At 35.5% G+C, this 26,086-nt stretch carries 23 protein-coding genes; 15 read left to right on the top strand and 8 right to left on the bottom strand.

What is annotated here, in order from left to right; translation table 11 throughout:
• The 3 genes from ispE to VB264_RS02960 form a co-directional block, all read right to left on the bottom strand.
• Complete coding sequence (ispE, locus tag VB264_RS02970; RefSeq protein WP_323246624.1) at window positions 1–807, bottom strand: 4-(cytidine 5'-diphospho)-2-C-methyl-D-erythritol kinase; 807 nt, start codon at window positions 805–807, stop codon at window positions 1–3.
• Window positions 808–856: 49 nt separating this feature from the next.
• On the bottom strand, window positions 857–1,702 hold the full coding sequence (locus VB264_RS02965; RefSeq protein ID WP_323246622.1) for a glycerophosphodiester phosphodiesterase family protein: 846 nt from the start codon (window positions 1,700–1,702) through the stop codon (window positions 857–859).
• 82 nt (window positions 1,703–1,784) lie between these two features.
• Window positions 1,785–2,624 carry a helix-turn-helix domain-containing protein gene (locus VB264_RS02960; protein WP_323246620.1) on the bottom strand — a complete coding sequence of 280 codons (840 nt, stop codon included), beginning with the start codon at window positions 2,622–2,624 and terminating at the stop codon, window positions 1,785–1,787.
• Between the two features lie 123 nt (window positions 2,625–2,747).
• Here VB264_RS02960 and VB264_RS02955 point away from each other — a divergent pair, with 123 nt between their 5' ends.
• The 9 genes from VB264_RS02955 (at window position 2,748) to smpB (ending at window position 12,477) form a co-directional block, all read left to right on the top strand.
• Window positions 2,748–3,620 (top strand): 3-keto-disaccharide hydrolase, encoded by an 873-nt coding sequence (locus tag VB264_RS02955; RefSeq protein WP_323246619.1) that lies wholly within the window; start codon window positions 2,748–2,750, stop codon window positions 3,618–3,620.
• 38 nt (window positions 3,621–3,658) lie between these two features.
• Window positions 3,659–4,060 carry a Dabb family protein gene (locus tag VB264_RS02950; protein ID WP_323246618.1) on the top strand — a complete coding sequence of 134 codons (402 nt, stop codon included), beginning with the start codon at window positions 3,659–3,661 and terminating at the stop codon, window positions 4,058–4,060.
• Between the two features lie 398 nt (window positions 4,061–4,458).
• A complete protein-coding gene (locus VB264_RS02945) occupies window positions 4,459–4,929 on the top strand; it encodes a GNAT family N-acetyltransferase (protein ID WP_323246616.1) in 471 nt (156 codons plus the stop codon).
• 72 nt (window positions 4,930–5,001) lie between these two features.
• The gene (locus VB264_RS02940) at window positions 5,002–6,225 is read left to right on the top strand and encodes a helix-turn-helix domain-containing protein (protein ID WP_323246615.1); all 1,224 of its coding nucleotides are present in this window, start codon (window positions 5,002–5,004) and stop codon (window positions 6,223–6,225) included.
• Window positions 6,226–6,308: 83 nt separating this feature from the next.
• The gene (locus tag VB264_RS02935; protein WP_323246614.1) at window positions 6,309–8,000 is read left to right on the top strand and encodes a serine hydrolase domain-containing protein; all 1,692 of its coding nucleotides are present in this window, start codon (window positions 6,309–6,311) and stop codon (window positions 7,998–8,000) included.
• Between the two features lie 164 nt (window positions 8,001–8,164).
• A complete protein-coding gene (locus VB264_RS02930) occupies window positions 8,165–10,612 on the top strand; it encodes a penicillin acylase family protein (protein ID WP_323246613.1) in 2,448 nt (815 codons plus the stop codon).
• 24 nt (window positions 10,613–10,636) lie between these two features.
• Window positions 10,637–11,047, top strand: a complete 411-nt coding sequence (locus tag VB264_RS02925) for a hypothetical protein (protein WP_323246612.1) — start codon at window positions 10,637–10,639, stop codon at window positions 11,045–11,047.
• 247 nt (window positions 11,048–11,294) lie between these two features.
• Complete coding sequence (locus VB264_RS02920) at window positions 11,295–11,894, top strand: OmpH family outer membrane protein (RefSeq protein ID WP_309920830.1); 600 nt, start codon at window positions 11,295–11,297, stop codon at window positions 11,892–11,894.
• Between the two features lie 127 nt (window positions 11,895–12,021).
• Window positions 12,022–12,477: an SsrA-binding protein SmpB gene (gene smpB / locus VB264_RS02915; protein ID WP_323246608.1), complete on the top strand. Its 456-nt coding sequence runs from the start codon at window positions 12,022–12,024 to the stop codon at window positions 12,475–12,477.
• Window positions 12,478–12,665: 188 nt separating this feature from the next.
• On the opposite strand, the gene VB264_RS02910 is transcribed toward smpB, so the two are convergent.
• The 3 genes from VB264_RS02910 to VB264_RS02900 form a co-directional block, all read right to left on the bottom strand.
• Window positions 12,666–14,429 (bottom strand): ABC transporter ATP-binding protein, encoded by a 1,764-nt coding sequence (locus VB264_RS02910; protein WP_323246607.1) that lies wholly within the window; start codon window positions 14,427–14,429, stop codon window positions 12,666–12,668.
• A 144-nt stretch (window positions 14,430–14,573) separates the two neighbouring features.
• Window positions 14,574–15,773 (bottom strand): L-2-hydroxyglutarate oxidase, encoded by a 1,200-nt coding sequence (gene lhgO / locus VB264_RS02905; RefSeq protein WP_323246605.1) that lies wholly within the window; start codon window positions 15,771–15,773, stop codon window positions 14,574–14,576.
• A gap of 126 nt (window positions 15,774–15,899) precedes the next feature.
• A complete protein-coding gene (locus tag VB264_RS02900) occupies window positions 15,900–16,442 on the bottom strand; it encodes a hypothetical protein (protein WP_323246604.1) in 543 nt (180 codons plus the stop codon).
• Window positions 16,443–16,722: 280 nt separating this feature from the next.
• Between VB264_RS02900 and VB264_RS02895 the strand changes: the two genes are divergently transcribed.
• The 6 genes from VB264_RS02895 to VB264_RS02870 all read left to right on the top strand — a co-directional run bounded on the left by VB264_RS02895 (window position 16,723) and on the right by VB264_RS02870 (window position 24,879).
• Complete coding sequence (locus tag VB264_RS02895; RefSeq protein WP_323246602.1) at window positions 16,723–17,565, top strand: OmpA family protein; 843 nt, start codon at window positions 16,723–16,725, stop codon at window positions 17,563–17,565.
• A 143-nt stretch (window positions 17,566–17,708) separates the two neighbouring features.
• The gene (rpsF, locus tag VB264_RS02890) at window positions 17,709–18,080 is read left to right on the top strand and encodes a 30S ribosomal protein S6 (RefSeq protein WP_323246600.1); all 372 of its coding nucleotides are present in this window, start codon (window positions 17,709–17,711) and stop codon (window positions 18,078–18,080) included.
• Between the two features lie 34 nt (window positions 18,081–18,114).
• On the top strand, window positions 18,115–18,366 hold the full coding sequence (gene rpsR / locus VB264_RS02885; protein WP_184137058.1) for a 30S ribosomal protein S18: 252 nt from the start codon (window positions 18,115–18,117) through the stop codon (window positions 18,364–18,366).
• A gap of 108 nt (window positions 18,367–18,474) precedes the next feature.
• A complete protein-coding gene (rplI, locus tag VB264_RS02880) occupies window positions 18,475–18,918 on the top strand; it encodes a 50S ribosomal protein L9 (protein ID WP_323246598.1) in 444 nt (147 codons plus the stop codon).
• Between the two features lie 205 nt (window positions 18,919–19,123).
• Window positions 19,124–21,877 (top strand): T9SS type A sorting domain-containing protein, encoded by a 2,754-nt coding sequence (locus VB264_RS02875; protein WP_323246596.1) that lies wholly within the window; start codon window positions 19,124–19,126, stop codon window positions 21,875–21,877.
• Window positions 21,878–22,026: 149 nt separating this feature from the next.
• On the top strand, window positions 22,027–24,879 hold the full coding sequence (locus VB264_RS02870; RefSeq protein WP_323246594.1) for a T9SS type A sorting domain-containing protein: 2,853 nt from the start codon (window positions 22,027–22,029) through the stop codon (window positions 24,877–24,879).
• A 26-nt stretch (window positions 24,880–24,905) separates the two neighbouring features.
• Here the strand turns inward: VB264_RS02870 and VB264_RS02865 are convergent, their stop codons facing one another.
• Together VB264_RS02865 and VB264_RS02860 are read right to left on the bottom strand one after the other, a co-directional pair.
• Window positions 24,906–25,502: a DUF6992 family protein gene (locus VB264_RS02865; protein ID WP_323246592.1), complete on the bottom strand. Its 597-nt coding sequence runs from the start codon at window positions 25,500–25,502 to the stop codon at window positions 24,906–24,908.
• A gap of 90 nt (window positions 25,503–25,592) precedes the next feature.
• Entirely contained in the window at window positions 25,593–26,060 is a 468-nt protein-coding gene (locus tag VB264_RS02860) for a peroxiredoxin (RefSeq protein ID WP_323246590.1), read from the bottom strand.
• Window positions 26,061–26,086: the final 26 nt, after the last annotated feature.

Here is a 26,086-nt window from a genome sequence, read left to right as displayed (position 1 = left end):
TTATAGTTTCCCTTCCCAAACGGCGTATTCTTCAAAGTGTTTTTGTGCTTCTATTGCTTCTTCAAAAATTCCAAATACCGTTGAGCCTGAGCCAGTCATGCTTGCATACGAAGCTCCAAGCTCGTATAATTTATTCTTGATGTTTTCGATACGTGGATATTTGGGTAAGAGATGCGTTTCAAAATCATTTTTTACCACATTTTTCCATGTTTGAACAGGTTCTTTCAATACTTCTCTTAAGTCAATCTCATTCTTTTGTGGCTTTACTCCTGAATAAGCCTCGGCAGTAGAAATATGAATGTTAGGGTTTACCAATAAGATAAACTTTCCTGTTAAATCAATAGTAATATCAGCAAATTCATCTCCTTTCCCGAAACAATATTGTGGCTGATTTTGAATAAAAAAGGCACAATCGCTCCCCAAACGGCGAGCGTAGTTTTCCATTTGTACCACTGTTAAACCTAACCCGAAAAGTTCGTTCAATGTTTTAATAGTAAAGGCACAATCTGCTGAACCTCCGCCCATACCTGCTCCAATGGGTACAACTTTATGAAGATGGATAGTGACGGGTGGAATATCAAAATCTTGTTTTAATAAATGATATGCTTTTAGGCAAAGATTACTGTCTGGATTCCCTGGAATAGGCAAGCCTGTGCTTTTAAAAGATAATTCATCGGCAGGTAAAATCTCTAAAATATCGCACCAACCAACAGGATAAAAACAAGATTCGAGGTTATGAAAACCGTCAGCACGTTTTTCAGTGATGTATAAACCAATATTGATTTTTGCGTTTGGGAAAGTAACCATTAGACTTTTATAATTGAAAATGTAAAAACAAAAATACTGCACAAAATGCCTATTTCCATAATTTTAAGGCTCTGTCTGGATAATCGGTAATGAGTCCGTCGGTTCCAATATTTTTCATGGCTAACATATCCGACGTTTCATTTACCGTCCAAGGAATTACTTTCATCCCTTTTTGATGACACATCGCTACTTTTCCTTTAGTCAATTGTTTGAAATAAGGACTGAAAACATCAGGGATAAAACCAAGTTTTTGCAAAGAAGGCTCAATGCCTTCACGTTCAACCAAAGCCGATAAAGTACATCTATCATACTGCTTTATTTGGATTTGCTGATGCCAAAAACGAAGGACATTAAAATCAAAACTTTGGATAATTACTCTTTCGAAAGGAATGTATTGGATGATTGTTTGGTAAACTAAATGAGCAAATACTTCAATGCTTTCAGGCTGAGAAATGCCATACTCCTTTTCTTCCGACTTGATTTCAATATTATAATGAACAAGGTTGAGTCCTTTTTGTTGGATGTAACCTTCACAAAAAGCCAACATTTCATTTAATAAAGGTTTGTTAGTAGCCAGTTTTTGTTGTTCAGGAAAAAACCTATTGCCACGCAAACCAGTATCATATCGACTGATTTCTTCATAAGTCATGTGATACAAATTCAGCGATTTTTCTTCCTTTTTGGTAACAGCTAAACCATTTGGATGGGTAGAAAAAAGCGCATTGATATATGGCTCATGCGAAACTACTACCTGCTGGTCTTTCGTAATGCAAACATCTAACTCTAATGTTTCAACACCTAAATCCAATGCTTTTTTAAAAGCTAAAATAGTGTTTTCGGGCATTAACCCTCGACAACCTCTATGACCTTCTATTTCAAATGCTTTCTGTTGCATAAATAGTAATTAGTGATTGATGATTAGTTTTCGTAACTAATTGATTATTAGAAAATTACTATGTAAAATCCCTGTATAAGAATTAAGGTAAAGAAATTTTTCTGAAAGTAGTGGGCGTACTACCTGTGTATTTTCTGAACTGCTTACAAAAATGACTTTCATCGGTATAGCCAAATTCATCAGCAATTTCTGTTAGGGTTAATTGGCTGTATAACAAGCGGGCTTCGATGAGTTTGATTTTGTGTTTGATGATGTATTGTTTCAACGATTCGCCAGTGTGCTTTTTGAAAAAGATACTAATATATGCAGGAGCATAATTGAATACCTCCGCTAAATGTTCTACACTGAGTTCGGTTGGCTTATAGATGTGTTCTTTGATATACATCAAGATAGCTTCTACAGAATCTTGGAGGACTGGCTTTACGGGAGTCTGACCAAATAAATTTCGGGCAAGAATCATCATCATACTTCTCATTAAACTATCACGAATGATTTCAAAGTATTGAGATTGGCGAGCTTCATATTCTCTTTCCAATACTATTAACAGATTGTGCAATTTTTGCTTCTCTTGTTTGTCCTCTACGATAGACCCACGGCTTTGGGAGGAGGTATACAACAATGTTTTTATTATCTGTTGCCAAGCGCCGTCTTTTTCTCCTATTTGTTGATGAAACGACTCATTGAAACGGATAAAACAAAACTCTGTTAAGTCATGTATTTCAAAATCGTGATAATCTTCTGGTCCTAACAGAAAAACGTCTCCCTCTGAATATTGAAAAGTGTTTCTATTGATGTTATGAATGCCATTTCCCTTTAGGATAAAAATAATCTCAAAGTAGGTATGCTTATGTACCGAGTGCATCCATTTTGTAGTTTCGAAATGATAAATATTAAAAGGGGTATGCAGTACATATCGTTTCATAATCATCTTATTAATAAAGCCATAAAAGTACCGAAAAATATTAGATTTTTACAACCTATGCCGATTTGCTTTGAAGTAGTTTTACAGCTGTATAACCAACATGCAAATAAAATAAAAATAACTATGAAACGTATATTCCTATCAATAACGCTGTTATTGTGTATTATTTTGCTTCCTTCAATGAGTAAACCTGATGAATGGGAATCACTTTTAGATAAAGACCTTACACAGTGGGAAAGCTATTTAAGCTATCGTCATAAAAATGATTATAATGGAAAAATACCGAAAGACTCATTAGGAAATCCTATTCAACCTATCGGTTATAACAAAGACGATACACATGTATTTTCTGTATTGAATGAACCTAACGGCCCTGTTTTAAAAGTAAGTGGGGAAATATATGGCTGTCTGTTCACACGCAAATCATACGAAAATTATCACCTTAAACTTCAAGTAAAGTGGGGTAAACAAAAATATGAGCCAAGGAAAAACAGTTTGCGAGATTCGGGAATACTTTATCATTCTATCGGAGAAGCAGGCGCAGAATATTGGCGTTCGTGGATGCTCTCTCAGGAGTTTCAAATTATGGAAGGGCACATGGGCGATTTTTGGTGTCAAGCTAATTCAGCGATTGATATCCGTTCTCTACCCTCAGAAGGTATTATGAATAGCATTGCCGATGAAAAACAACCATTCGGTACATTCAAAAAAGGAGGTGATTATTATTGTATGCGTGCTGATAACTACGAAAGTCCTGAAGGAGAGTGGACAACACTAGAGCTAATTTGCTTTAATGGCAAAAGCCTTCATATAGTCAATGGACACGTTGTCATGGTACTGAAAAACTCACGATATATTACCTCAGATGGTAAAGAGGTGCCAATGACTAGCGGTAAGATTCAATTGCAAAGTGAATCAGCCGAAACATTTTACCGTGACATCCGCATAAAGCCATTAACCGCTATGCCTAAAATGTATGAAGGATTATTTAAATAGAAAATTATTCATTCCTTAAACTTCCAATAAATAATGATATGAAAACAATAAAAAGACGTTCATTCTTGGCCAATGTGGCAATTACTTCGGCACTAGCTACCGTTACCTTACCATCAGAGGCAAAGCCTAAAGACAAAAAATTTGTACATCACGTATATTTTTGGCTGAAAAATCCCTCAAATGAAGCAGATAGGACAAAACTAATCGAAGGATTAACGACGCTTTCAAAAGTGCCTACTATTCGTTTCCATCACATTGGAGTGCCTGCTAGTACCAATCGTAGTGTGATTGACCGTAGCTATTCAGTTTCGTGGATGCTGTTTTTTGATAATCTGGAACAAGAAGAAGTGTATCAAACACATCCTATTCATTTAAAGTTTATAGCAGATTATTCACATCTTTGGGAAAAAGTAACAGTCTACGATTCAGAACAAGTCTAGATTAAAGTAAATCCAAACGATTCATCCCTAGCGAGTGACTTAAGCCCTACTGATTACCCACATCTTTTAAAAAGTTGAAATAGAAATGTTATTATTGATCAAATTAGCTTAAATGCACATAAATAGTCTTTAAAACCAAGCGTTGAAGCCCTTATCTCTAGCGAGGGACTTAAGTCCCTCGCTAGAGATAAGAATCTGATTATTAATAATTTATAAACTTATGGGTAATCAGTAGGACTTAAGCCACTCGCTAGGGATGAATCGTTTTATAAAAGATGTGAAGAATATTGTTAAAGGTTCAATAGTATTGCTAATTAATCCTTCGTCTTTTAGTATCTTCAAAAGAAATTTAGAAAAGTTTTAATCCATTTCTTTTGCATATTCAAGACACAAAACCCATGAACCATATTACCATAAGAAAAGCCACTTTTGATGATTTAGAAACCCTCTATCGTTTTGAACAAGGCGTTATCGAAGCCGAAAGACCTTTTGATAAAACCTTAAAAAACGAGCTTATACATTATTATGATTTAGAAGGCATGATTACCGCGTCTCACATTGAATTATTAGTGGCTGATTTAGAGGGCGAATTAATAGGTTCGGGGTATGCTCGTATCGAAGATGCAAAGCCATATCTTCAACATCCTAAACATGGCTATTTGGGTTTCATGTATGTTGACCCTAACCACCGTGGAAAAGGAGTAAATATGAAAATTATTCAAGCGCTGAAAGATTGGACACGTTCACAAAATATCACAGAACTTCGTTTAGACGTATACCATGATAATATATCCGCTATAAAAGCCTACGAAAAAATTGGATTCAGCAAACACATGATAGAGATGAGGTTGGGCTTGGGTGAAGAGTGAGATTAAGTATAATAGCTAATAGCTACCTAATAATTTGTTGGATGGTTTGTTAAATCTTTAAAAAATGTAATAATGCTATTTGACTTTAATTTAAAGAGTTCAATTTTATTGATTTTTTTCTTTCATGGAATCGTGTTCTCTTTGCTTTTATTAAAGAAAGGTATTTTTGACCAAAACAAAGGGAGTGCATGGTTAAGTTTGTTTTTGTTTTTATCAAGTCTTTATATTGCACCCTTTATGCTAGGTTATTCAGGCTGGTACAGCAAACAGCCTTATAGGGACATTATGTTTTATACTCCCTTCCAGCAATTGTTTTTATTAGGACCAATAATCTACTTTTATACCCAAAGTTTACTCAATAAATCATTTCAATTATCCCAAAAAGATTTTATACATTTCATTCCCGCAATAGCTTATTTTATCTACACTATTATTGTATTTGTTACAGATAAGTTGATTCTACATGAATACTATTTCTATGCTGATGAAAGAGATAAGGATTTGTCAACATGGTATCAGATGGCAGGTTTAGTATCTATGATGTACTATGTATTGATGAGTTTAAAATATTATGCTATCTACAAAAAAATAGCATTTCAGGTAGTTAGTTTTGCCGAAACAATTTTATTTAATTGGGTGCAACAGTATCTTATTGCTTTATTGCTAATATTATCGCTTCGGGTTTTATTTTTCATTCTAAACCCAGAATGGAACGAATTTGGCAGTAAATTTTGGTATTACCTGTGTTTTTCAATATTGTTTTACTACATATCTATCAGTGGGTATTCAAATTCTATCAAAACAGTTATTCCTTATCAAGCATCTCTTTTCTATAATGATGCTACTTATCTGTTGCATGAAGATAAAGACTATATGAAAGATGAAATCATTACAGCATTAGTCGATGAAAAAGATTCGATAGTAATAGCAGAGATACAAATTTGGAAACAAAAAATTGAGCAGTTGATGATTGTTGATAAAGCTTTTGAAAACCCAGTATTGACTTTAACTGATATTGCCAAAAAACTAGATACTAATCCGAAACAAATATCACAAGTTGTGAATCAGGGTTTCATGATGAATTTCAACGATTTGGTAAATGGCTACAGAATTGAAGCAGTTAAAGAAATGTTGAAAAATGGTGAACATAAAAAACAAACATTACTGGGCATAGCCTTTAGTTGTGGGTTCAATTCTAAATCTACTTTTAATAGAACCTTTAAAAAGCTGACTTCACTTTCACCAAAAGAGTATATAAATAAAATAGAAGATTCAGACAAAGATTTTAATGAATAAAGTAGGTTTAAAACTATGTGCCAAATCTTGATATGGGACGACTTTATACTAAAGGGACATCAATTTTGTTAAAAAAACAAAATATGAAAAGATTAGCTATAATTAAAAAGTCGTCAACTACTAATGTTTTATTGGGATGTTTCACGCTTATTACTATCCATTTTTTTGCGTTGACAACTCTTTTTGGGCAAGTGCCTATCGACTCTGTCAATATTAAAGTAAACGCCATATTGGCGTCTAAAGTAAAAGAAAATAGTCCTGGGGTGGCTGTTGCTATTCTCAAAGATGGTGTATTAATTTCAAAAGCAGTAAGAGGGCAAGCCAACCTCGACTTTCAAATCCCTGTTGATTTTAACACATCGTTCAATATTGCTTCTAATGCCAAACAATATACTGCTGCTTGTATTCTATTATTACAAAAAGACAATTTGATTTCACTTGATGATGATTTTAGAAAATATGTACCTGATATACTAAAGAACTATCCCGAAAAAATCAGCATCAAAAATCTTTTGAATCATACTAGTGGCATAAGAGACGTATATGATTTATGGGCTTTGCAAGATATAACTTGGTGGAAAACATTTGTTAGTAATACCGATGCTATTAATCTACTAAAAAAGCAAACAGATTTGAATTTCAAGCCCAGTTCACAATACTTGTACAGCAATTCTAATTACTTAATTCTGGCAGAAATTGTAAATACTGTTACTAAAATACCATTGAAAGATTATATCAAAGCTAAAATCTTTGAGCCTTTGCAGATGAGTCAAACGGCTTTTGTTGACAATTACATGCAAGTGATACCAAATAGAGCAGATGGATATGGAAATTTTAATGGCTGGAAAAAATACCCTTGGATAACTAGCGTATATGGTGATGGTGGATTGTTTACAACCATTGACGATCAAATAAAATGGGAGAAACATCTTCATAGCCCCACTCTTTGGGATAATCAATTTAATTCAGTGCTTCTTCAGCCTATCAAAACGGGAAATCAAACATTTTATGGTTTTGGATTAATGTTTGAAAATTACAAAGGCTTAACACATACCTATCATGATGGAAGTACTGGTGCTTATAATGCATCTTTTGATAGGTTCCCAACGGAAAACATTTCCATAATTGTTATGACTAATAACACCCAGGTTTGGACGAGGGGGCTTTCGCAAGAATTGGCAACATTGGTAATTGATAAAACCAAATTCATTGAAACTAATAATCTTTTAACAGAAACCGAAACTGCCAACACACAGTTAGATAATTTAGGAGATTATCAGTTTGAGGATAATCGAATAATTAAAATTAGAAAAGATAGTACAGGTTTGTATAGAGACATTTACGGGAGGAATCCTTCTAAATTGAAACAAGAAAGTCCATCAATTTATGCTTATGAAACAGTAAAAGACCTGAAAATTAAGTTTACAGTTCAAAACAAAACAGTAAAATCACTTACTATTTTTCATCCCTCACAATCATTTCAAACAGCCGTAAAACTCCCTGCTGTCAAAGTAGAAACTAATTACTATAAAACACTTAATGGAAAGTACTTTAATCCTGAAACCAATACTAGTATAGCAATTAACTATTTGAAGGGAAATGATTATAGCCTAATTAAAAATAAAGAAAGCCAAGAAGCTACGCTTATTAGAAAAGACTATCTTGCAATGAATTCTTATCAAATGCTGATTGAAAGAAATTCAAAAAACGAGATTGTTGGACTAATCGTTAATGACAACAGAATTTTAAATATAAAATTTAAGAAGGTAAAATAACATCAGCCAAAACCATCAATCAATATTAATTATTCACACACTTTCTATACTATTAATTTAATCATTGAATTCTTTACTCGCTTAATTTTCTTTGATGACTAAGATTAATATAAAATTTCTCTAAATTAGTGCAATTATCGTCGAACTAACATTTCCTACTGTCAATGAAAGATCCTAGAGTAAAAGCAATTGTCTCCTTGGTTATCACCTTTGCTTTGTGTTATGCCCTTAGTACAAATTGGGGAACTGCCCCTGCTTTTGGCCGTTTCTTAAGTCCTTTTACAGGTTTCTGGGTGAACGCAGAAAAACCTTTGACCGATAAAGCTGTTCAAGGCTCTTTAAAAATTGAAGGACTAACCGATGAAGTAACCGTTGAGTATGATGAATTAGGTATTCCGCACATTTTTGCCAATAACGACCACGACTTATACCTAGCACAGGGATATGTTACAGCCAAAGATAGGTTGTGGCAAATGGAGTTTCAAACACATTATGCAGCAGGGCGTTTGACGGAAATAGTAGGAGAAAAAGCATTAGAATCTGACAAGTACAATCGTAGAATGGGCTCTGTCTATGGTGCAGAAAAATCTTTAGCAGGAATGCTGGAAGACCCACAGGCTAAAGTAGCTATCGAAGCTTATGCAGCAGGAGTGAATGCCTATATCAACCAACTAAAGGCTAGAACATTACCAGTAGAATACAAACTTTTAGGGTATAGTCCAGAGCTATGGACACCCTTGAAAAGTGCCTTATTCTTAAAAAATATGTCATTCGTACTAGCTTCTGGTACAGATGATTTACGTATGACGAACATTCTGAGAAAATATGGTAGAGAAGTTGCCGAAGAGCTTTTTCCTAATTATCCTTTTGAAGAAAGTCCGATTATTCCTACAGGAACGCCAATTGATTTTACGCCACTACCTTTGCCTAAAGCTCCTGCAGATTTTGTAGGTATAGGAAGCATGAAAGCAAGCACAGAACGCGATAAAGGAATTGGCTCGAACAACTGGGCAGTCAGTGGTAGTAAATCAGCTTCGGGTTTACCATTGTTAGCGAACGACCCACACCTTACTTTAAGTTTGCCTTCTATCTGGTATCAGATGCAACTAGTAGCCCCGAATGTAAATGTGTATGGAGCAACAATGCCCGGAACACCCAATGTTATCGGAGGTTTTAATCGTGACATTGCTTGGGGAGTTACCAACGTAGGTGCTGATATTGTAGACTGGTACGAGGTAAAATTCAAGGATGCTAAGATGGAAGAATATTGGCATGATGGGCAATGGAAGAAAATTACAAGACGTTTTGAACAGTATATCATGAAAAATGGTGATGTAGTGAAAGACACCGTTTTATTTACCCACCACGGCCCAATTGTATATTTAGACAACGAAAAACCCTTCAAGAAAAATATTCCTACAGGACATGCACTCAGATGGGTCGCACACGATAAATCGCAAGAATTAACGACTTTTTATCGCTTAAATCGTGCTAAAAACTATGACGATTATGTAAAAGCCCTAAGCTTTTATTCTGCTCCAGCACAGAATTTTGTATTTGCTAGTAACCAAGGCGACATTGCTCTTTGGGTAAATGGCAAGTTTCCATTGAAAGCCAAACTACAAGGCAAATATATTTTAGACGGAAGTGACAAAGCCGCTGATTGGCAAAGCTTTATTCCTCATGCACATAACCCTCATGTGAAAAATCCAGCGAGAGGATTTGTAAGTTCGGCTAATCAATCATCTACTGACCCTAGTTATCCATATTATATCAACTGGGAGTTTGCTCCTTCTGAACGTGGCAGACGCATCAATCAGCGTTTAGAAAGTATGACTAATATTACTGTAGATAGCTTAAGAGATTTGCAGAATGATAATTACAACTTAAAAGCCAATGGTATGTTGGATAAACTAATTAGTTTGGTTAAAACACCAACTGCCAAACAAGCCAAAGCTATTAAAGTATTACAAACGTGGAATAAGAAAAATGACCCAGAAGAGATTGCACCGTCAATATTTGAAACATGGTCGAACTTATTGTATGAGTCTATTTGGGAAGATGAATTTGGTTATGACGGAAATATTCCGATGATGTATCCTTCTTGGGATAAAACAGCACAGTTAATAAACCAAACTCCAACAGTTAAATGGTTTGATAATGTAAAAACCAAGAATAAGGTTGAGACGCTCGAAGACTTAGCGAGTACCTCATTGACAGCTACGATGGATAGTTTGACAAAGTGGCAAAAAGCAGATATGGGCGATAGTTGGGCATGGGCAAATTATAAATCAACAGATATAAAACACTTGATTCCCGGGTTGAATTCATTCAGTAAAATGGATGTGAAAATCGGAGGAGGTAAAGGTATCGTAAATGCTACAACCGAACGCACTGGGCCTTCGTGGAGGATGATTGTACAACTAGGAAAGAACAATACTTTTAAGGGATATGGCGTAATTCCGGGGGGGCAGTCAGGAAATCCGGGTAGCCCACATTATGACGATATGATTGAAACATGGAGACAAGGTAAATTGAATGAATTATTATTCCTTCAAAGCAAAGATGAAAAGTCTGCTAGAATTAAAAAGACAATTAAGCTAACCAAATAATAAGTAGCGTTAAAATTTAAAAAAATGGCAAATAATATTTCAACCACAGAAAAAGAATCGTCATTATTAGGCAAAATAGGTTCTTCGTTTTTTAGTCCGCTTACTTCAATCATTATTATGGTGACTTTTGTGAGTCAGTATTTTTTTGACTGGTGGGTAATAGCCTTAGCAGCCTTTGCTGTTTGTTATTTACAAGCAAAATCTAGTGGGGAAGCCTTTCGTAAAAGTGCAGCGGGTATTGCAATACTATGGCTTTTAGTAACATTATATTATCATATAGCTACTGACGGAATACTTTCTACCAAAATTGCATCCATACTTCCTTTGGGTGGCAACGCTGGTCTTTTAATAGCTATAACGGTATTGATTGGCGGATTAGTAGGTGGTTTTGCAGGAATGAGTGGCTACTTAGTGAGGAAGTCTTTAGATAATTAAGACAGGCTTTTGACCTTTTAGCATAGAATTTTATTAGACAAGCCAGCTATGCTTCGATTAAATAGTCTAGCATAGAAAAATGGTAAAAAATATAACTGTTTGATTATCAGTATAATATTAAACAAAATATCACATTTTCAAATTGATACAAAATTAGTATATTTGTTAAATTTTTATCTTCTAATTACCCCATCCGAAGACTAACATAATTCAAAAATTATCCCTTGGGGCAGGGGCTTTAACTGAAATGAAAAAATTATCCCTAATCTTGTGCAGTGGCTTATTAGCAATTGGATGTTTCTCGTGTGATAAATCTGCCAACAAGGAAAACGCAACATCAAGCTCTTCAACCTCAACTACTAGCGGCGAAAAGAAAACAGTTTATGTAAACACAGATTCATTATTGGCAAATTATCAATTCTATAAAGATGCCCAAAAAGAATTTGAAAATAAAGGCTATCGTTTACAAGTAGATTTGGGTCAACGTGAAAGAGCTTTACAAGGTGAATTACAAGCAATTCAACAAAGAGCACAAACAATGACACAAGCAGACTTGCAAGCTGCTGACATGATGTTGAAGAAAAAAGGTTCTGAATTACAGCAATACAGCCAACAAAAACAAGCAGCTTTAGCCGAAGAACAAGGCAAAAAAATGCAAGAATTGTATGCTAACATTCGTGAATATATCAAAAAACATAATGCAGAAAACAAATTTGAATTTGTATTAGGATATACTTTGAGTGGCGGTGGAATTTTGTTCGCTGATGATAGTGCAGACAGAACAAAAGAGATTGTTGAAGGCTTAAACAAAGAATATGCTGAGAAAAAAGGACCTGAAAAGAAATAATTAAAGATTATTCTTTAAAGTTTTTATAATTTTGCGAAAGAAAAGCCGTACAGATTTGCTGTATGGCTTTTTTTAGCAAGAATTAATCCTACACTTTTTGATTAATAAGCATTAAATTTTACAGAAAATGGCAAAGGAGAGCATAGAAAAAAATATAGAAATTAAGAATAGAAGGGCTTCGTTTGAGTACTTTTTTATTGAAAAATTCTCGGCAGGAGTAATGCTGATGGGTACAGAAATTAAGTCAATTCGCCAAGGGAAAGTGAATCTTACTGACGCTTATTGCTTGTTTTTGAATGAAGAACTGTACATCAGACAAATGAATATTTCTAAGTATAACGAAGGGACACACTATAACCACGAGCCACTTAGAGACCGCAAATTATTATTGACAAAAAAGGAGATTAAGAAGTTACAAAACAAACTGAAAGACCAAGGGTTGACCATTGTTCCGACCAGAATGTATATTTCTGACAGAGGTTTTGCTAAAATAGACATTGCTTTGGCGAAAGGTAAGAAGCTTTATGACAAGCGTGATACTATTAAAGAGAAGGATGTAAAGAGAAGTATGGAACGTGAATAAACAGTGATTTAATATGTCAACATATTAAATCACTGTTTATCTAATGAACTAAGTAATCAATACAATTTAAGCAACGTTTTTATTTATCTTAAACAATTGATAGCTAGTAATACTAATCACCAATTACTATTTACTAATCACTATTTAAGTAATAGCTCAAATCTCATCACTCACAGCTACTAATTTAGCTAGTCTATTTCTATCGAATCTTTTTCACCAACTTGTTGTCTCCACATCGCATAGTACAACCCTTTGTTGTCTAATAATTCAGTATGTGAGCCATTTTCTACGATTCTCCCTTTTTCCAATACAAAAATCTTATCGGCGTGCATAATGGTAGAAAGTCTATGGGCAATCACGATGGTAAGATGAGTATGCCCTTCCGAAACCTCACGAATGGTTTCCGAAATTTCTTCTTCTGTTAGCGAATCCAACGATGAAGTAGCTTCATCAAATACCAGTAAATTAGGGTTACGCAATAAAGCTCTGGCAATGCTCAAGCGTTGTTTTTCTCCACCCGATACTTTTACGCCACCTTCACCAATGACGCTATCAAGTCCTTTGTCGGCACGTTCTAAAAGCGTATTACAAGCTGCTTTTTTCAATACATCCAAACATTGTTCATCAGTGGCAGACGGATTGACGAATAATAAATTCTCTCTGATTGTTCCCGAGAAAAGCTGAGTGTCTTGTGTTACAAAACCGATGCGTTCACGTAGCTGGTCGAAATCAATCTCATTATAGTTGTGTCCATTGAAAAGAATCTTACCATCTTTTGGTCGATACAAACCTACCAGCAATTTCACCAAAGTAGATTTTCCAGAACCAGAAGGCCCTACGAAAGCAATGGTTTCACCTTTTTTAGCTTCAAATGAAATTTTACGCAAGGCATCTTTCGTAGCAGATTGATGACGGAATTGTACATCTTCAAAAGCCAACGTATCGATGCTAATAACAGGGTATGGATTAGCAGGCTTAACTTCTACTGGAATTTTAAAAATGTCTTCAAAATTCTGTAACGAAACCTCCGCTTCACGATAAGTATTTACTACATTCCCAATTTCTTGTAAAGGACCAAAAAGGAAGAACGAGTAAATATTCAATGAATAAAATTCACCAATGGTTATCTTTTTTTCATATATCAGATAAATCAATACCAGTACCATCAAGGCACGAATTAAATTCACGCATGTACCTTGTACGAAAGACATTGAACGGACATAACGTACCTTTTTGAGTTCAAGGGCTAGGATTTTCTGAGTAGTAGCATTCAATTGAGCCACCTCTTGTTTGGCTAAGCCAAGTGATTTTACTAATTCAATGTTTCTTAAAGATTCTGTCGTAGAACCTGCCAAACCCGTTGATTCTCGAACGATTTGTATTTGAATGGTTTTTATTTTTTTACTCAATACCGAACTAATCCAAGCAATCAGGGGTCCTGTTACTAAAAATAAAGGCAGAATCATCCAATGTACAGAAAAGGCATATATTGAGATAAATATTAGGGCAATTACCGACTGGAAAAGGATATTGATACCTACTGAAATGAGCTTTTCTACATCTACTCTTACTTTTTGAAGCTTACCAAGGGTTTCTCCAGAGCGTTGGTCTTCGAAGCTTTCATAAGGTAATTCTAAGGAATGACTAATACCATCGGCATAAATCTGTGCGCCTACACGTTGTGTAACAGTACTGATAAAATAATCTTGAAAGTTTTTAGCTACCCTACTTACAAATGCTACTCCTACCGAAGCACCAGAGAGGGGGAGAATAGCATATAAGAACTCGTGAACAGTATGATTGTCTGAATTATAAACCGTTGCGACATCATCAATGATTTTACGAAAAATAAAAGGGTCGAGCAGTGAAAAAATTTGATTAATAGCCGCCAAGGCTAATGCACCAAGTACGGTAGCTTGGTATTTTTTTAAATAACGGTAAAGTATTTTCATGTGGATTGATCGCTGAATTATGGGATTACTTATTTAACTGAAACAAAAAAAAATAAGTTCTAAACAACTTACTTAACCATAAAAGAAATAGCCTCAAAACTATTAAATCTAGTTCTGAGGCTATTTTCTTAATATTAACTTTATCTAAAAACGCTTTAAAGCCATTTCAGAAACTGTTTGTCCGATTGACAATGAGGAAGTTGCAGCAGGAGATGGCGCGTTCAAAATATTGATTACTTTCTCGTCTTCGATGATAGAGAAGTCATCTAATAACCCTCCAGTACGGTCGCAAGCCTGTGCTCTTACACCAGCACCGCCTTCAATTAAATCAGATTCTTGGATGTCTGGAATTAATTCTTGCAAAGCCTTTGTAAAAGCTGCCTTAGAAAAACTTCTGTACATTTCACCCAAACCTGTTTCCCAATATTTGGCCGCTACTTTCTGAAAACCACCCCATGTAAGGGTATCCCAAAGTTCTTTTGGGTCTATGTCTAATTTTTTATATCCTTCTTTTCTGAAAGCCAGTACCGCATTTGGTCCCGCTTCGATACCTCCACGCATCATTCTGGTGAAGTGTACGCCTAAGAATGGGAAATTGGGATCTGGAACAGGATAGATTAAGTTTTTAACCAAATAATGTTTTTCTGGACGAATTTTGAAATACTCGCCACGGAAAGGAACAATACGGACATCAATTGGCCAGTCTTGTGACATCTGAGCTACTTTATCGGAGTACAGTCCTGCACAGTTAATCACCAATTTAGTTTCGTAGGTATTTCTTTCAGTTTTAATGATTGATAACGAATGCCCTTTGGTAACGCCTATTACTTTTTCATTAAAAAGTAACTCAGCACCAAGGCTTCTTAATTTATCCGCCATTTTTTGCGATACTACTTTGTAATCAACAATTCCAGTTTGTGGAACCCACATGCCTTCTACACAACTAACATAAGGTTCATATTCTTTTACTTCTGAGGGCGAAATTTTACGCAATCCTTCTAAGCCATTTTGTTGGCCACGGATGTATAAATTTTCAAGCTGTTGGCGTTGTTCGTGCTTGGTAGCTACTACTACTTTCCCCGTTAGTTCATAAGGGATATTTTCTTGGTTACAAAAATCTATTAGCTGATGATATCCACGGATACAATTGGTTGCTTTCAGTGAACCGGGCTTATAATAAAGCCCCGAGTGAATAACACCAGAATTATTACCTGTTTGATGAACTGCTACTTCACGTTCTTTTTCAAGTACCAAAACTTTCATTTCTGGGCGTTGTTCCTTGATTCTTAGAGCGGTAGCAAGCCCAACGATTCCTCCTCCGATTACGATAATATCGTGCTGCATAATATATTTTAGGGTTTTCTCTTTAAATACCTTAACGAAAATAGGCTGTAAAGATACAACAAAAAGACCTCTGACGATTTAAAACGTCGCAGGTCTTTTAAATTAGTCCGTAATTTCACAGAAATATTATATCGGTGATAGTTTATACGTTGTTGTAATTTCGGTAACAGAAGACGGTGAAGCGCCTAAAAAAGCCAAAGTCATCGTCCAAGCATCATCCTGAGAACCATTTGGTTTTAACACAGAATTATACTCAATAACATCTTTATTGAACTGAACAATATTAAACACTTCTACCGGACTATTTTCAATAGCTAGTTCTAATTGTTTGTCATTATTGAGCAATTTCCACTTACCTTTCTGTACAACTAAACCTTCTTGAAGGCTTATAATAGTACCATCAGTCTTGAAATTGATTTGGATTTTAGAAATTGTATTGTTCAAGCCAACATTTTGTTGTCTTGAAAACACAAGTTTAGTTTTTGAGCCACCTTGGATGTTAATTTCTCCGTACTGCCAAAAACTGTTAAGAAGCGTTTGTTTAACGCTATTAGTGCTCTTTGCACTGCTTGCAGGAACTACCTTTTCTAAAGGCGTAATACTTTCGTTGCAACTAGTCATCAGCCCAATACACAGTATTGAGATGATCAATAATAATGGTTTTCTCATGAAATTTAATGGCGGTTAAATTCATTACAAATATAGTTGCTATAATGACATTTCAAAGGGATTCTGTCGTGCTGACAGGCTTTTGAAATTTTATGATTGCTATAAGAAAGATAAATCAGTGTTTTTCGTTATAAATCTTAAATAAACGTGGTATTTTTTTTTGTTAAAAGCTGAAAATTTTTCCTGATTTTTCTCTATCATCTTTGATTTTCGACAAAAGTCATAAAATCGTAGGCTAAAGTACCTTCAACATGATATATTATCATAACCAGCAAATCCAATGAAAACACTTCTATTGCTCATGTTTTGTAGCTTTTGTACAAGCCTTTTTGCTCAGGTAACCCCAGCTAAAGAACCAAGATTTTACCTGCTTAAACTGAAAGTAGTGGATAGCGAGACAAGTGGAAACCTGGAAGGCTCATTTGTGAAAGTATTCAATAAGACCAAACAGCTGTTAGTAGACTCTGTCAGAGTACAGAATGGGTATGCAAAAATCAAACTTGAAAAAGGGAATGACTACGATATCATTGCACGATTCGATGAATACCTAACACGCCGTGCCAACTTTAATGCTGCTTGTTATTTGCTTGATTCCAAAAAAGCTTTTTGTGTGTCGGGCATCATGATTGAAAATGTAACTACTTTGGCTAACCAAAATGAATTAATAGAGGCTACTATTAATATGCAAAAAATAAACCTCAATGATATTTACAGGATTGATAATATCCATTATGATTTTAATAAATGGGAAATCAAGAAAGAAGCCTTTCAAGGATTGTACACGTTAATACAAATTCTGAAAGACAATCCTGATATTAAGGTAGAGCTAGGGTCACATACCGATAGTAGGGCAGATGAGGAATATAACATGAGCTTGTCGCAGAAACGCGCAGCCCAAGCGGTTAATTTCATTATTACCAAAGGGGGAATTGCCCAAGAAAGAATTATTGCCAAAGGTTATGGCGAAACCCAGTTGCTGAATCAATGTAAGGATGGCGTAGTATGTTCGGAGAAAGAACACGCTATTAATAGGCGAACAGAGGTGAAAGTATTAGGGTATAAAAACAGTGAAAATATGAATAAACTACAAAAGGCAGGCGCTATTTCGGGTGCTAAAAATTGAAGATAATTTAGCTATTGATACCTAGTAAGGTCTTTATATAACTCTATCTTGCTGATTATCAAAAACTTTATCAGTAATGTTTTGTAATTACAAAGGGAATGTGTAATTTTGCACTCCAATTTTTAAAACAACATTACATACTTATGGAATTACGTAATTATGAAACGGTATTCATCTTAACTCCCGTTTTGTCTGAACAGCAGACAAAGGATGCCGTTGAAAAGTTCAAAAAAATCCTAACGGATAACAATGCTGAAATCATTAATGAAGAAGCATGGGGAATACGTAAGCTGGCGTATCCTATTCAAAACAAACAAACTGGTTACTATTATATCGTTGAGTTTAAAGCAGAAGGAACTCTAGTAGCTAAATTGGAACTTGAATACAAGCGTGACGAAAAAGTGATTCGTTTCTTGACAACTGTTCTTGATAAGCACGCAGTAGCATACAACGAGCGTAAGCAAAAAGGTTTGGTAGGTAAAAAACCAGTAGCTGCAGAAGCAAAAGCAGAATAAGTAAGACATTCACGAAATTCAACATTTTGAAATCATGACATTAGTAAACGAACCAGTTGACAAAAGCGTAATCCGCAAAAAATATTGCCGTTTCAAAAAATCAGGCATTAAATATATCGACTACAAAAACCCTGACTTTTTATTGAAGTTAGTAAACGAACAAGGAAAAATTCTTCCTCGTCGTCTTACTGGTACTTCTTTAAAATTTCAACGTAAAGTAGCTGTAGCTATCAAACGTGCTAGACACTTGGCTTTAATGCCTTACGTGGCTGACGGATTGAAATAGTTATTATAAATAAGGTTTTAGATAATAGGTTTTAGGTAATAAGAAATGGGCTGATGGTTTTAACTGTTGCCTTTAAATAAAGCCCTAATATCTTAATAAAATAAAAAAATGGAAATCATCTTAAAGACTGACATCGCAGGTCTCGGTTATAAAAATGACGTAGTTAATGTAAAGCCAGGATATGGACGTAACTACTTGATTCCACAGGGTTTCGCAGTTCAAGCGACGGGATCAAACAAAAAAATTCTTGCTGAAAACATCAAGCAAGTAGCTCACAAAGCTGAAAAAGTGAAATTAGATGCTTTGGCTTTGGCTGAATCTATCGGTGATATTACATTAGCTATTGCTGCTAAAGTAGGTGAAAGCGGTAAAATCTTTGGTCGTGTTACTACTATCCAAATCTCTGAAGCTTTGAAAGAAAAAGGATTTGAGGTAGATAGAAAGAAAATCGCTTTGGATACTGAAGTGAAATTTGTTGGTGATTACACTGCAACACTTGATTTACACAAAGAAGTGAAGCACAAAGTGAAATTCACAGTAGTAGCTGACTAATTATTTATCCATAAATGGTTAACTACCGTTTGATAAATTATTTAAATAAAATAAAGAAAGCATCTCAGATTCTGGGATGCTTTCTTTATTTTTGTAGGATTTTTCTATGATTATCCACTTATTATTAGCTTAAAAAGCAACGCTTTTTAGGCTATTGGCGTCTTATACTTCACAAACACTTGTACTTTACTTAAATTCAGTGAATATGCTTAAGAGATTGTTACTGATTTTGTTGCTCATCAGCACCCATAACTTATTGTTTAGTCAAACAACAATCAAACTCACTTCGCCTGTACTCAGACAAATATTTCAACGTAATTTGAGTAACGAAGCCATTGTTACGATAACTGGAACTTACTCACAACCGATTGATACGCTGCAAGTAAGGATGAGCCCTGTGAAAAGTGGACAAGGCATTGCGATAGACTGGACTGTCCTAAAGGCTAATCCACTTGGTGGGTTATTCAAAGGGTCGGTTACTGTGAAAGGGGGCTGGTACAAAATGGAGGTAAGAGGCTTATTAAGAGGAAAAGTGGTTGGTGATGTTGCAAGTATTGAGAAAGTAGGAGTAGGTGAAGTATTTGTGATTGCAGGACAGTCTAATGCAGGAGGAAGCGGGCTTCGGTCTGATGCAGAAACTGCTGCTGGAGATGATAGAGTAAACTGTGCTAACTTTTTAAAAGATTATAGTGAGAACGGCTACAAAAAAGAATTTGACCCCAAGAATACAAGTTATGTAACATATACTACAAGTAATTATTCGCTTATTGAATTCTCTCAACTCAGCAAAAATGTAACGATTGGTCCTTTAGGTTTAGGCCCTTATTATTGGGGAAAAGTAGGAGATGCTCTTGCTGCGAAGCTGAATGTACCTATTATGTTTTTTAATACAGGCTGGGGAGGTTCGTCAGTAAGAACTTGGCGAGAAAGTGCTGAAAATCCTACGGTTCCTACTTTAGGAGATTTTCAAGACGTTGGCATGCCACTTCGATATTTTCCTGTAGGTTATCCTTATGAAAACCTAAATTCTGTATTACGCTACTATGGTATAAACCTTGGAGTAAGAGCCGTACTGTGGATGGAAGGAGAAACCCAAAACCTAGTGAACCTTGAAGCTATTGCCCAAGGCAAGCCTGCTCCGGTAACGATTGATAATTATTTGGATAATCTTCAGCGTTTAATCAAAAAGAGTCGCCAAGATTTAGGGACTAATAAACTTGCTTGGGTAGTTGCACGCACTTCCTATTCAAGTCAGCGTGGTTGTGATTCTATTTTATCACCACCCAAACCCTCGCCAATCATTGTAAATGCACAAAACCAAGCGATAACGACTGATGCCCTCAGACCTATTTTCCCAGGGCCATTTACAGATAATATTCAGGTAGATTTTATCGGCGAAAGAGACCGCTGTGTACACTTTACTGGCAAAGGATTAACAGATGTTGCCGATGCATGGATTAGGGCGCTGACAGTAGATAATAAAAACTTTTTTGAAACAGTAGAGCCCATTTCAGCAGACACTATTCCTAGTGTTTCGCTTGAATGTGTTTCTACAGATTTAGTAAGGTTGAGTTTGCCAGCAGGATATCAACAATATCGATGGGTAAATGAAACAACCTTTCAAGAATATAATACCCGAACAGTAAATGTTCCTGCGGGTTCATACGTGGTTAAAGTGACACGTGCTAATGGGAATATCGTTCAAGTGCCTAGCTTTACAGTAAAAACAAATTTGCCTCCTAAAGCCCCTGTTATCAAGGCTATCGACGATGTCAATTTTTGTATAGGTACTAGTGTCACCATACAAAGTACTACAGAAGCAGAAAACCCTATTTATCAATGGAATGCACCTATTTCTAATATAGCTGCTACCAGCAATATTTCTGTAAGCAATGAAGGAAGTTATACATTAAGAGTAGTAGATAAAAATGCCTGTCAATCACCTATTTCAAATGAAGTAAAATTGACAGTAAAACCTCGTCCTGTAGCACCAACGATTTCATTCACAAGTTCAACAGAGTTTTGTGATGAACAGAGTGTCACGCTGGTATCATCTAATGAAGGAGCAGTAAGCTATTTATGGAATACAGGAGAAACAACTCAAAGTATTGTCGTTAAAAATGCAGGAACATTCTTTGTTCAAACGCGTGGTACAAATAACTGTTTATCACCTACGTCAAAAGACAATATTACAACGTTTGTAAACCCGTTACCTAAGCCTCCAACTATCAATGCTTTAAGCGATGTTGTATTTTGCGAAGGTTCAAGTGTAAACATCAACCTTACGTCGCCAGATGCCAAAAAGTACACTTTTACTTGGGAAAGAAATGGAGTTCTTACCAATAACAATCCCTCACTGATTAAAGTCTCTGGCACGGAATTAGTGAAAGGTTTTGTAAGAGACGAAAAAGGCTGTTTATCAAAAGCATCGAATGTTGTTCAAACGACATTAAAAGATAACCCAACGTCAGTAAGTATCGTACAAAAAGGGACTTACACTTTAGGGGTAAAAACGGCAAAGTTGCCTACTGAGTTTGTCTGGAAATATGAAGGAAAAACATTGGCTACGGCTCCTAAAGATACTATCATCAGAGCAATAGATGCAGGTAATTATACAGTGCAGGCTAGAAATATTTATCAGATTCAAGGATATGTGAATCCATTGGTATGTATTTCAGAAATAGCCACTTATGGTTTGGTGTCTTATGATGATAAAGGGCTATCGGTATACCCGAATCCTTCAAGAAATGGTAGATTTACTTTAGAGAGTAGGTATAATTTAGAAAATACAATTATCGCTATTTATACAGTAGATGGAAGACTAATCTATCAGGGTAAAATAGATGTGTTAGATGCACAAAAAGTGCTTGATTTGAGTACCCTAGTAGATGGTACTTATATCTTAAGAGCAACAAATAACAATTTTAAAATTTCTAAGAAAATACTTATCGAAAGATAAGTATTTTTAGATAAATATATCAAAGGATTCGCTTTACGTGAATTTTGTATATTTTTATTACGTTAAAAGTTTTACGAATAGGGTTACGCTAAAAAATTACCTCCTTACTTATTTTATCTTGTTGAGATAAAGTTTAAACAATAATTCTGATGTTATTTCCCAAAAGAATTCTTTTGTTGGTATTAAATCTTTGTATTCCAACTTTACTTTTTTGTCAGATAAAGATTACTTCGCCTCAAAACAGAGCTGTCTATCAGCGAAACCAAGAAGGCTTTTCACAAATTACTATTTCAGGTACATACGAAAAACAAATTGATAAAATAGAAGCTAGATTAATCCCTGTTGAAGCTGGACAAGGTGAATATGTAGATTGGACAGTTATAAAAGTACTGCCCCTCAACGGCAATTTCAGCAGCGTCATGAGAGTTAAACAAGGGTGGTATAGCTTGGAGTTAAGAGGTAGTTTGTATGGAACCCTCATTGAAGGTACTACACGACTGGAAAGAGTAGGAGTTGGGGAAGTTTTTGTAATAGCTGGGCAATCTAATGCCCAAGGGATGCCCCAAATTGCGGGAATTGGGGCAACAAACGATCGTGTAAACTGTTTTGGGTCTGCCACAAATACAGATTCAGGCGGAGATTTTTATATTTCATTATCTCCGTTTTCAAAATTAGAAGCCAATAGTAGAATTGCCCCAAGAGGAATGAATGGTTGGTGTTGGGGAAGACTAGGCGATTTACTTGTAAACAAATTAAATGTACCAGTGATGTTTTTTAATGCTGCTTTTGAGGGTACCTCAAGTAGCACTTGGGCAACTACTGCCAATGGAAACAATGCGCCTAATCCATATATTGGTGGTACTTATCAAAACAAACTTCCTTATCAAGACCTTTCAGATGCCTTTCATTATTTCGTTGCTCAATTAGGCATTCGTGCTGTTTTATGGTGTCAGGGTGAGTCTGATAATTTTTTGGTTAATCAAAAACTAGCTACCAGTAGCGAGGTATATCGTTCAAATCTTCAAACAATTATCAATAAGTCTAGGTCAGACTCTGGCAAAGATATAAGCTGGGTAGTCTCTTTGACTTCTGGAGGGTCTGCTACCCCATGTAGTGGTATTTGCGGTACACCCATTGTTACTGACCAGAATATTATCAATGGACAATTGGCAGTAATTAACCAAGCCAATAACAATGTATTTTTTGGGCCTAATACCGACCAAATTCAGGTTGTCGGTCGCCAAGATGGTGTACATTTTAATGGAGTAGGCTTGGAGCAACTAGCAAATGCATGGAATAATGCGTTGAATGATAACTTTTTTGGAAACTCAAGACCCCACTTACCGATGACAATTGGTAATTTGGATTTCTATTGTGGGAGCAATCAGGTAGATGTAAACTTGCCAGATGGTTACTCAAACTATCAATGGTCTAATAATGGTAGTAATTTTTCAAGCGGTGTATTTTCAAGCCAGAAACTGACTAGGCTTTCAGTAGGAACCGATAAAAAATATTATGCTCGTTTTCGTGATAATGTAGGCAATGTTATTCAGGTACCTTATATATCTTTTGTAGGGAGCTCTGTTCCGTCGGCATCTATTACGGCTAGTAGTGATGTTAGTTTTTGTGATGGAAATAGTGTGACATTAAATGCTAGCGACGCAGCTATCTATGAATGGAGCAACGGAAGTATTGCAAAGGCTATTAATGTTTCTACCTCAGGAAGTTTTGCCGTAAGAACTGTTAATCAGTATGGTTGCCAATCTGATTTTTCACCAACCGTTACTACAACGAATAAGCCTTTACCGCCAAAACCAACCATTGCAGCGAGTGGCCCAACAACTTTTTGTGCAGATACTGATGTAACATTGACCTCATCTAATACACAGGCAGGTAGTTATTTATGGAGTACAGGAACAAATAGTCAGAACTTGAGAATAAATACTTCGGGTACTTACAGAGTAACAACGATTAGTCCACAAGGTTGTTCTTCTCCGATTTCAGATGGCGTTCAGATTGTAGTAAATCCTTTGCCACCAACTCCGACTATTGTAGCCAGTGGCCCAACAACTTTTTGTGCAGATACTGATGTAACACTTACTTCATCAAATGTATCGGCGAATAGGTATTTGTGGAATACAGGAACAAGCACTCAGAACCTAAGAATAAATACTTCGGGTGATTATACTGTCAGAACGATTGATGGTAACAATTGTTTTTCAATGACATCAGCAGTACAAAAAATAACGGTGAATCCTTTGCCAGCCACGCCTACTATTTTATCAACAAAAGATACTGTGTTTTGTGATGGAGATAATACTACTTTACAAATGAGCTTAATCGCTGGCAACAGACCAACGTGGCTTGCTAGTCAGAATGGTACAGTTACAAATTTTGGTATTCAAAACCTAACTATTACACAGACTGGAAGGTTTCGTGCTTATCAGACTGATGGGAATGACTGTAAATCGCCGATTTCGCCAACTGTATTTGTATCAGTAAAAGCGAATCCTCCACGAGTAGATTCTATCGTTCGATTAAGTCCTTATACCGTAGGGGTAAATGCTGTTAGGGCTGACCAATACGTTTGGCAGGTGAATGGTGTAGCAAACAATAATCTATCGGGAAGTTCAATAAGATTTACCGAGGAAGCTAATCTGAGTGTTATTGCTAAAAACGTTTATAAAACATTATTTTACGGAGATAAGGTTTGCTTTTCTCCTGTTTCAAACCAGTATATCTTTAAATTCTTTAATGATAATGGCGTGTCAATTTATCCAAATCCAAGTAATGGAGTATTTAAAATTGAAGCCAGAGACCCTTGGAACAATACTACGTATGAAATATATGATTTATTAGGAAGGTTTATACAAGCAGGTACAATTTCGTCTTTAGATACCAGTAGAACAATGGATTTATCAGGGTTGGCTGAAGGAGAATATATGTTGAGATTGAATGCAGATTCGCTTTTGATAGCTAAAAGAATTATAATTAACAGATAGCTTAAAAATTAGTCTGGAGGTTTTCTTTAAAATTTCCAGACTAATCCTAATTGATTTCCTGTAAAAATTATATGCTGGAAAATGCGCTTGTTTTTAGTATAATGAGAGCGATGTACACCATACATAATACCATCAAAAAGTAATAAAAAACCTCCTTGTAATATTACGGACTGTCCATATCCCTTTAACCTTTCTTCTTGGTCTGTTGAGTTCTTGCTCTTCTCTAATAAATATACTCCCGTCATTACATAAGCTACATCCAAGCCTGAATTAATCAAAAATGTTTTTTCTATAGCATGCTGTTCTTCCAAACTCAGTAATACTCCCGAGTTACTATAATCTTGATTCTTATTTTGTAATAAGCCCAATCCTGCCAAAGTGCCGTTCACTACATTCCAATAGATATTCATTTCATAAAAATACCGATTACTGCCAGTAGTAGTATTAGCCCTTAAGATACCATTAGTAATTAAATTGACCCCTGCCCAACTGCCAAGTACCTTCATGCCATGTTGATTTAAATGAATGCGTTCTTGCTGAAAGGTAACGATGGGGTTTTCTTGTGCAAAAGCAGTTTTTGAAAATAATAAAAAGAAGAGAAAAACGAAAAAGGGAGTTTTCATGTTGATAAGGGTTTCTTAAACAACCTGAGTTGATGGGTTTTGTTTTAAACAAAAACGCTCGTCATTTTTAGGATGACGAGCGTGTGATATTTATATTTTTGCTAGCGCTTCCTTCACTGCATCAAAGTTAGGAACATCACCAGCACTTTCTAGTACTTCTGCATACTGAATAATGCCATTGCCATCTACTACGAAAGCTGAGCGTTTTGAAACACCTTTCATTCCTAAAACAAAGTTCTCATAAATGCTTTCATAAGCAGTTGAAACCTCTTTGTTAAAATCAGATAGTAAATCAAACGGAAGGCTTTGTTCTGCCTTAAATTTATCTAAAGTAAAAAGAGAATCGACCGAAATCCCTATAATCTCAGCATTTAGTGCTGAATAGGCAGCAATATTATCTCTCATTTCACAAAGTTCTGCAGTACAAACACTTGTAAAAGCTAAAGGAAAAAAAAGGATAACAACATTTTTGCCTTTATAGTCTGACAGACTAATTTCTTTTTTTACCGTATTAAATAAAGTAAAATTTGGAGCTATATCACCAATTTGTAAAGCCATTTTGTATCTTATAAAAAGTATGAATA

It is taken from the genome of Arcicella aquatica, from assembly GCF_034928825.1.
Classification (GTDB): Bacteria; Bacteroidota; Bacteroidia; order Cytophagales; family Spirosomataceae; genus Arcicella; species Arcicella aquatica.
This window is presented reverse-complemented; position numbering and strand designations above follow the sequence as displayed.

Coding starts and splice junctions, on each gene's coding strand:
- VB264_RS02940 (WP_323246615.1), top strand. CDS start 5,002: ATGCTATTTGACTTTAATTTAAAGAGTTCAATTTTATTGATTTTTTTC.
- VB264_RS02870 (WP_323246594.1), top strand. CDS start 22,027: ATGTTATTTCCCAAAAGAATTCTTTTGTTGGTATTAAATCTTTGTATT.
- smpB (WP_323246608.1), top strand. CDS start 12,022: ATGGCAAAGGAGAGCATAGAAAAAAATATAGAAATTAAGAATAGAAGG.
- lhgO (WP_323246605.1), bottom strand. CDS start 15,773: ATGCAGCACGATATTATCGTAATCGGAGGAGGAATCGTTGGGCTTGCT.
- rpsR (WP_184137058.1), top strand. CDS start 18,115: ATGACATTAGTAAACGAACCAGTTGACAAAAGCGTAATCCGCAAAAAA.
- ispE (WP_323246624.1), bottom strand. CDS start 807: ATGGTTACTTTCCCAAACGCAAAAATCAATATTGGTTTATACATCACT.
- VB264_RS02895 (WP_323246602.1), top strand. CDS start 16,723: ATGAAAACACTTCTATTGCTCATGTTTTGTAGCTTTTGTACAAGCCTT.
- VB264_RS02875 (WP_323246596.1), top strand. CDS start 19,124: ATGCTTAAGAGATTGTTACTGATTTTGTTGCTCATCAGCACCCATAAC.
- VB264_RS02955 (WP_323246619.1), top strand. CDS start 2,748: ATGAAACGTATATTCCTATCAATAACGCTGTTATTGTGTATTATTTTG.
- VB264_RS02930 (WP_323246613.1), top strand. CDS start 8,165: ATGAAAGATCCTAGAGTAAAAGCAATTGTCTCCTTGGTTATCACCTTT.
- VB264_RS02945 (WP_323246616.1), top strand. CDS start 4,459: ATGAACCATATTACCATAAGAAAAGCCACTTTTGATGATTTAGAAACC.
- VB264_RS02900 (WP_323246604.1), bottom strand. CDS start 16,442: ATGAGAAAACCATTATTATTGATCATCTCAATACTGTGTATTGGGCTG.
- VB264_RS02865 (WP_323246592.1), bottom strand. CDS start 25,502: ATGAAAACTCCCTTTTTCGTTTTTCTCTTCTTTTTATTATTTTCAAAA.
- VB264_RS02910 (WP_323246607.1), bottom strand. CDS start 14,429: ATGAAAATACTTTACCGTTATTTAAAAAAATACCAAGCTACCGTACTT.
- VB264_RS02925 (WP_323246612.1), top strand. CDS start 10,637: ATGGCAAATAATATTTCAACCACAGAAAAAGAATCGTCATTATTAGGC.
- rpsF (WP_323246600.1), top strand. CDS start 17,709: ATGGAATTACGTAATTATGAAACGGTATTCATCTTAACTCCCGTTTTG.
- VB264_RS02965 (WP_323246622.1), bottom strand. CDS start 1,702: ATGCAACAGAAAGCATTTGAAATAGAAGGTCATAGAGGTTGTCGAGGG.
- rplI (WP_323246598.1), top strand. CDS start 18,475: ATGGAAATCATCTTAAAGACTGACATCGCAGGTCTCGGTTATAAAAAT.
- VB264_RS02920 (WP_309920830.1), top strand. CDS start 11,295: ATGAAAAAATTATCCCTAATCTTGTGCAGTGGCTTATTAGCAATTGGA.
- VB264_RS02860 (WP_323246590.1), bottom strand. CDS start 26,060: ATGGCTTTACAAATTGGTGATATAGCTCCAAATTTTACTTTATTTAAT.
- VB264_RS02960 (WP_323246620.1), bottom strand. CDS start 2,624: ATGAAACGATATGTACTGCATACCCCTTTTAATATTTATCATTTCGAA.
- VB264_RS02950 (WP_323246618.1), top strand. CDS start 3,659: ATGAAAACAATAAAAAGACGTTCATTCTTGGCCAATGTGGCAATTACT.
- VB264_RS02935 (WP_323246614.1), top strand. CDS start 6,309: ATGAAAAGATTAGCTATAATTAAAAAGTCGTCAACTACTAATGTTTTA.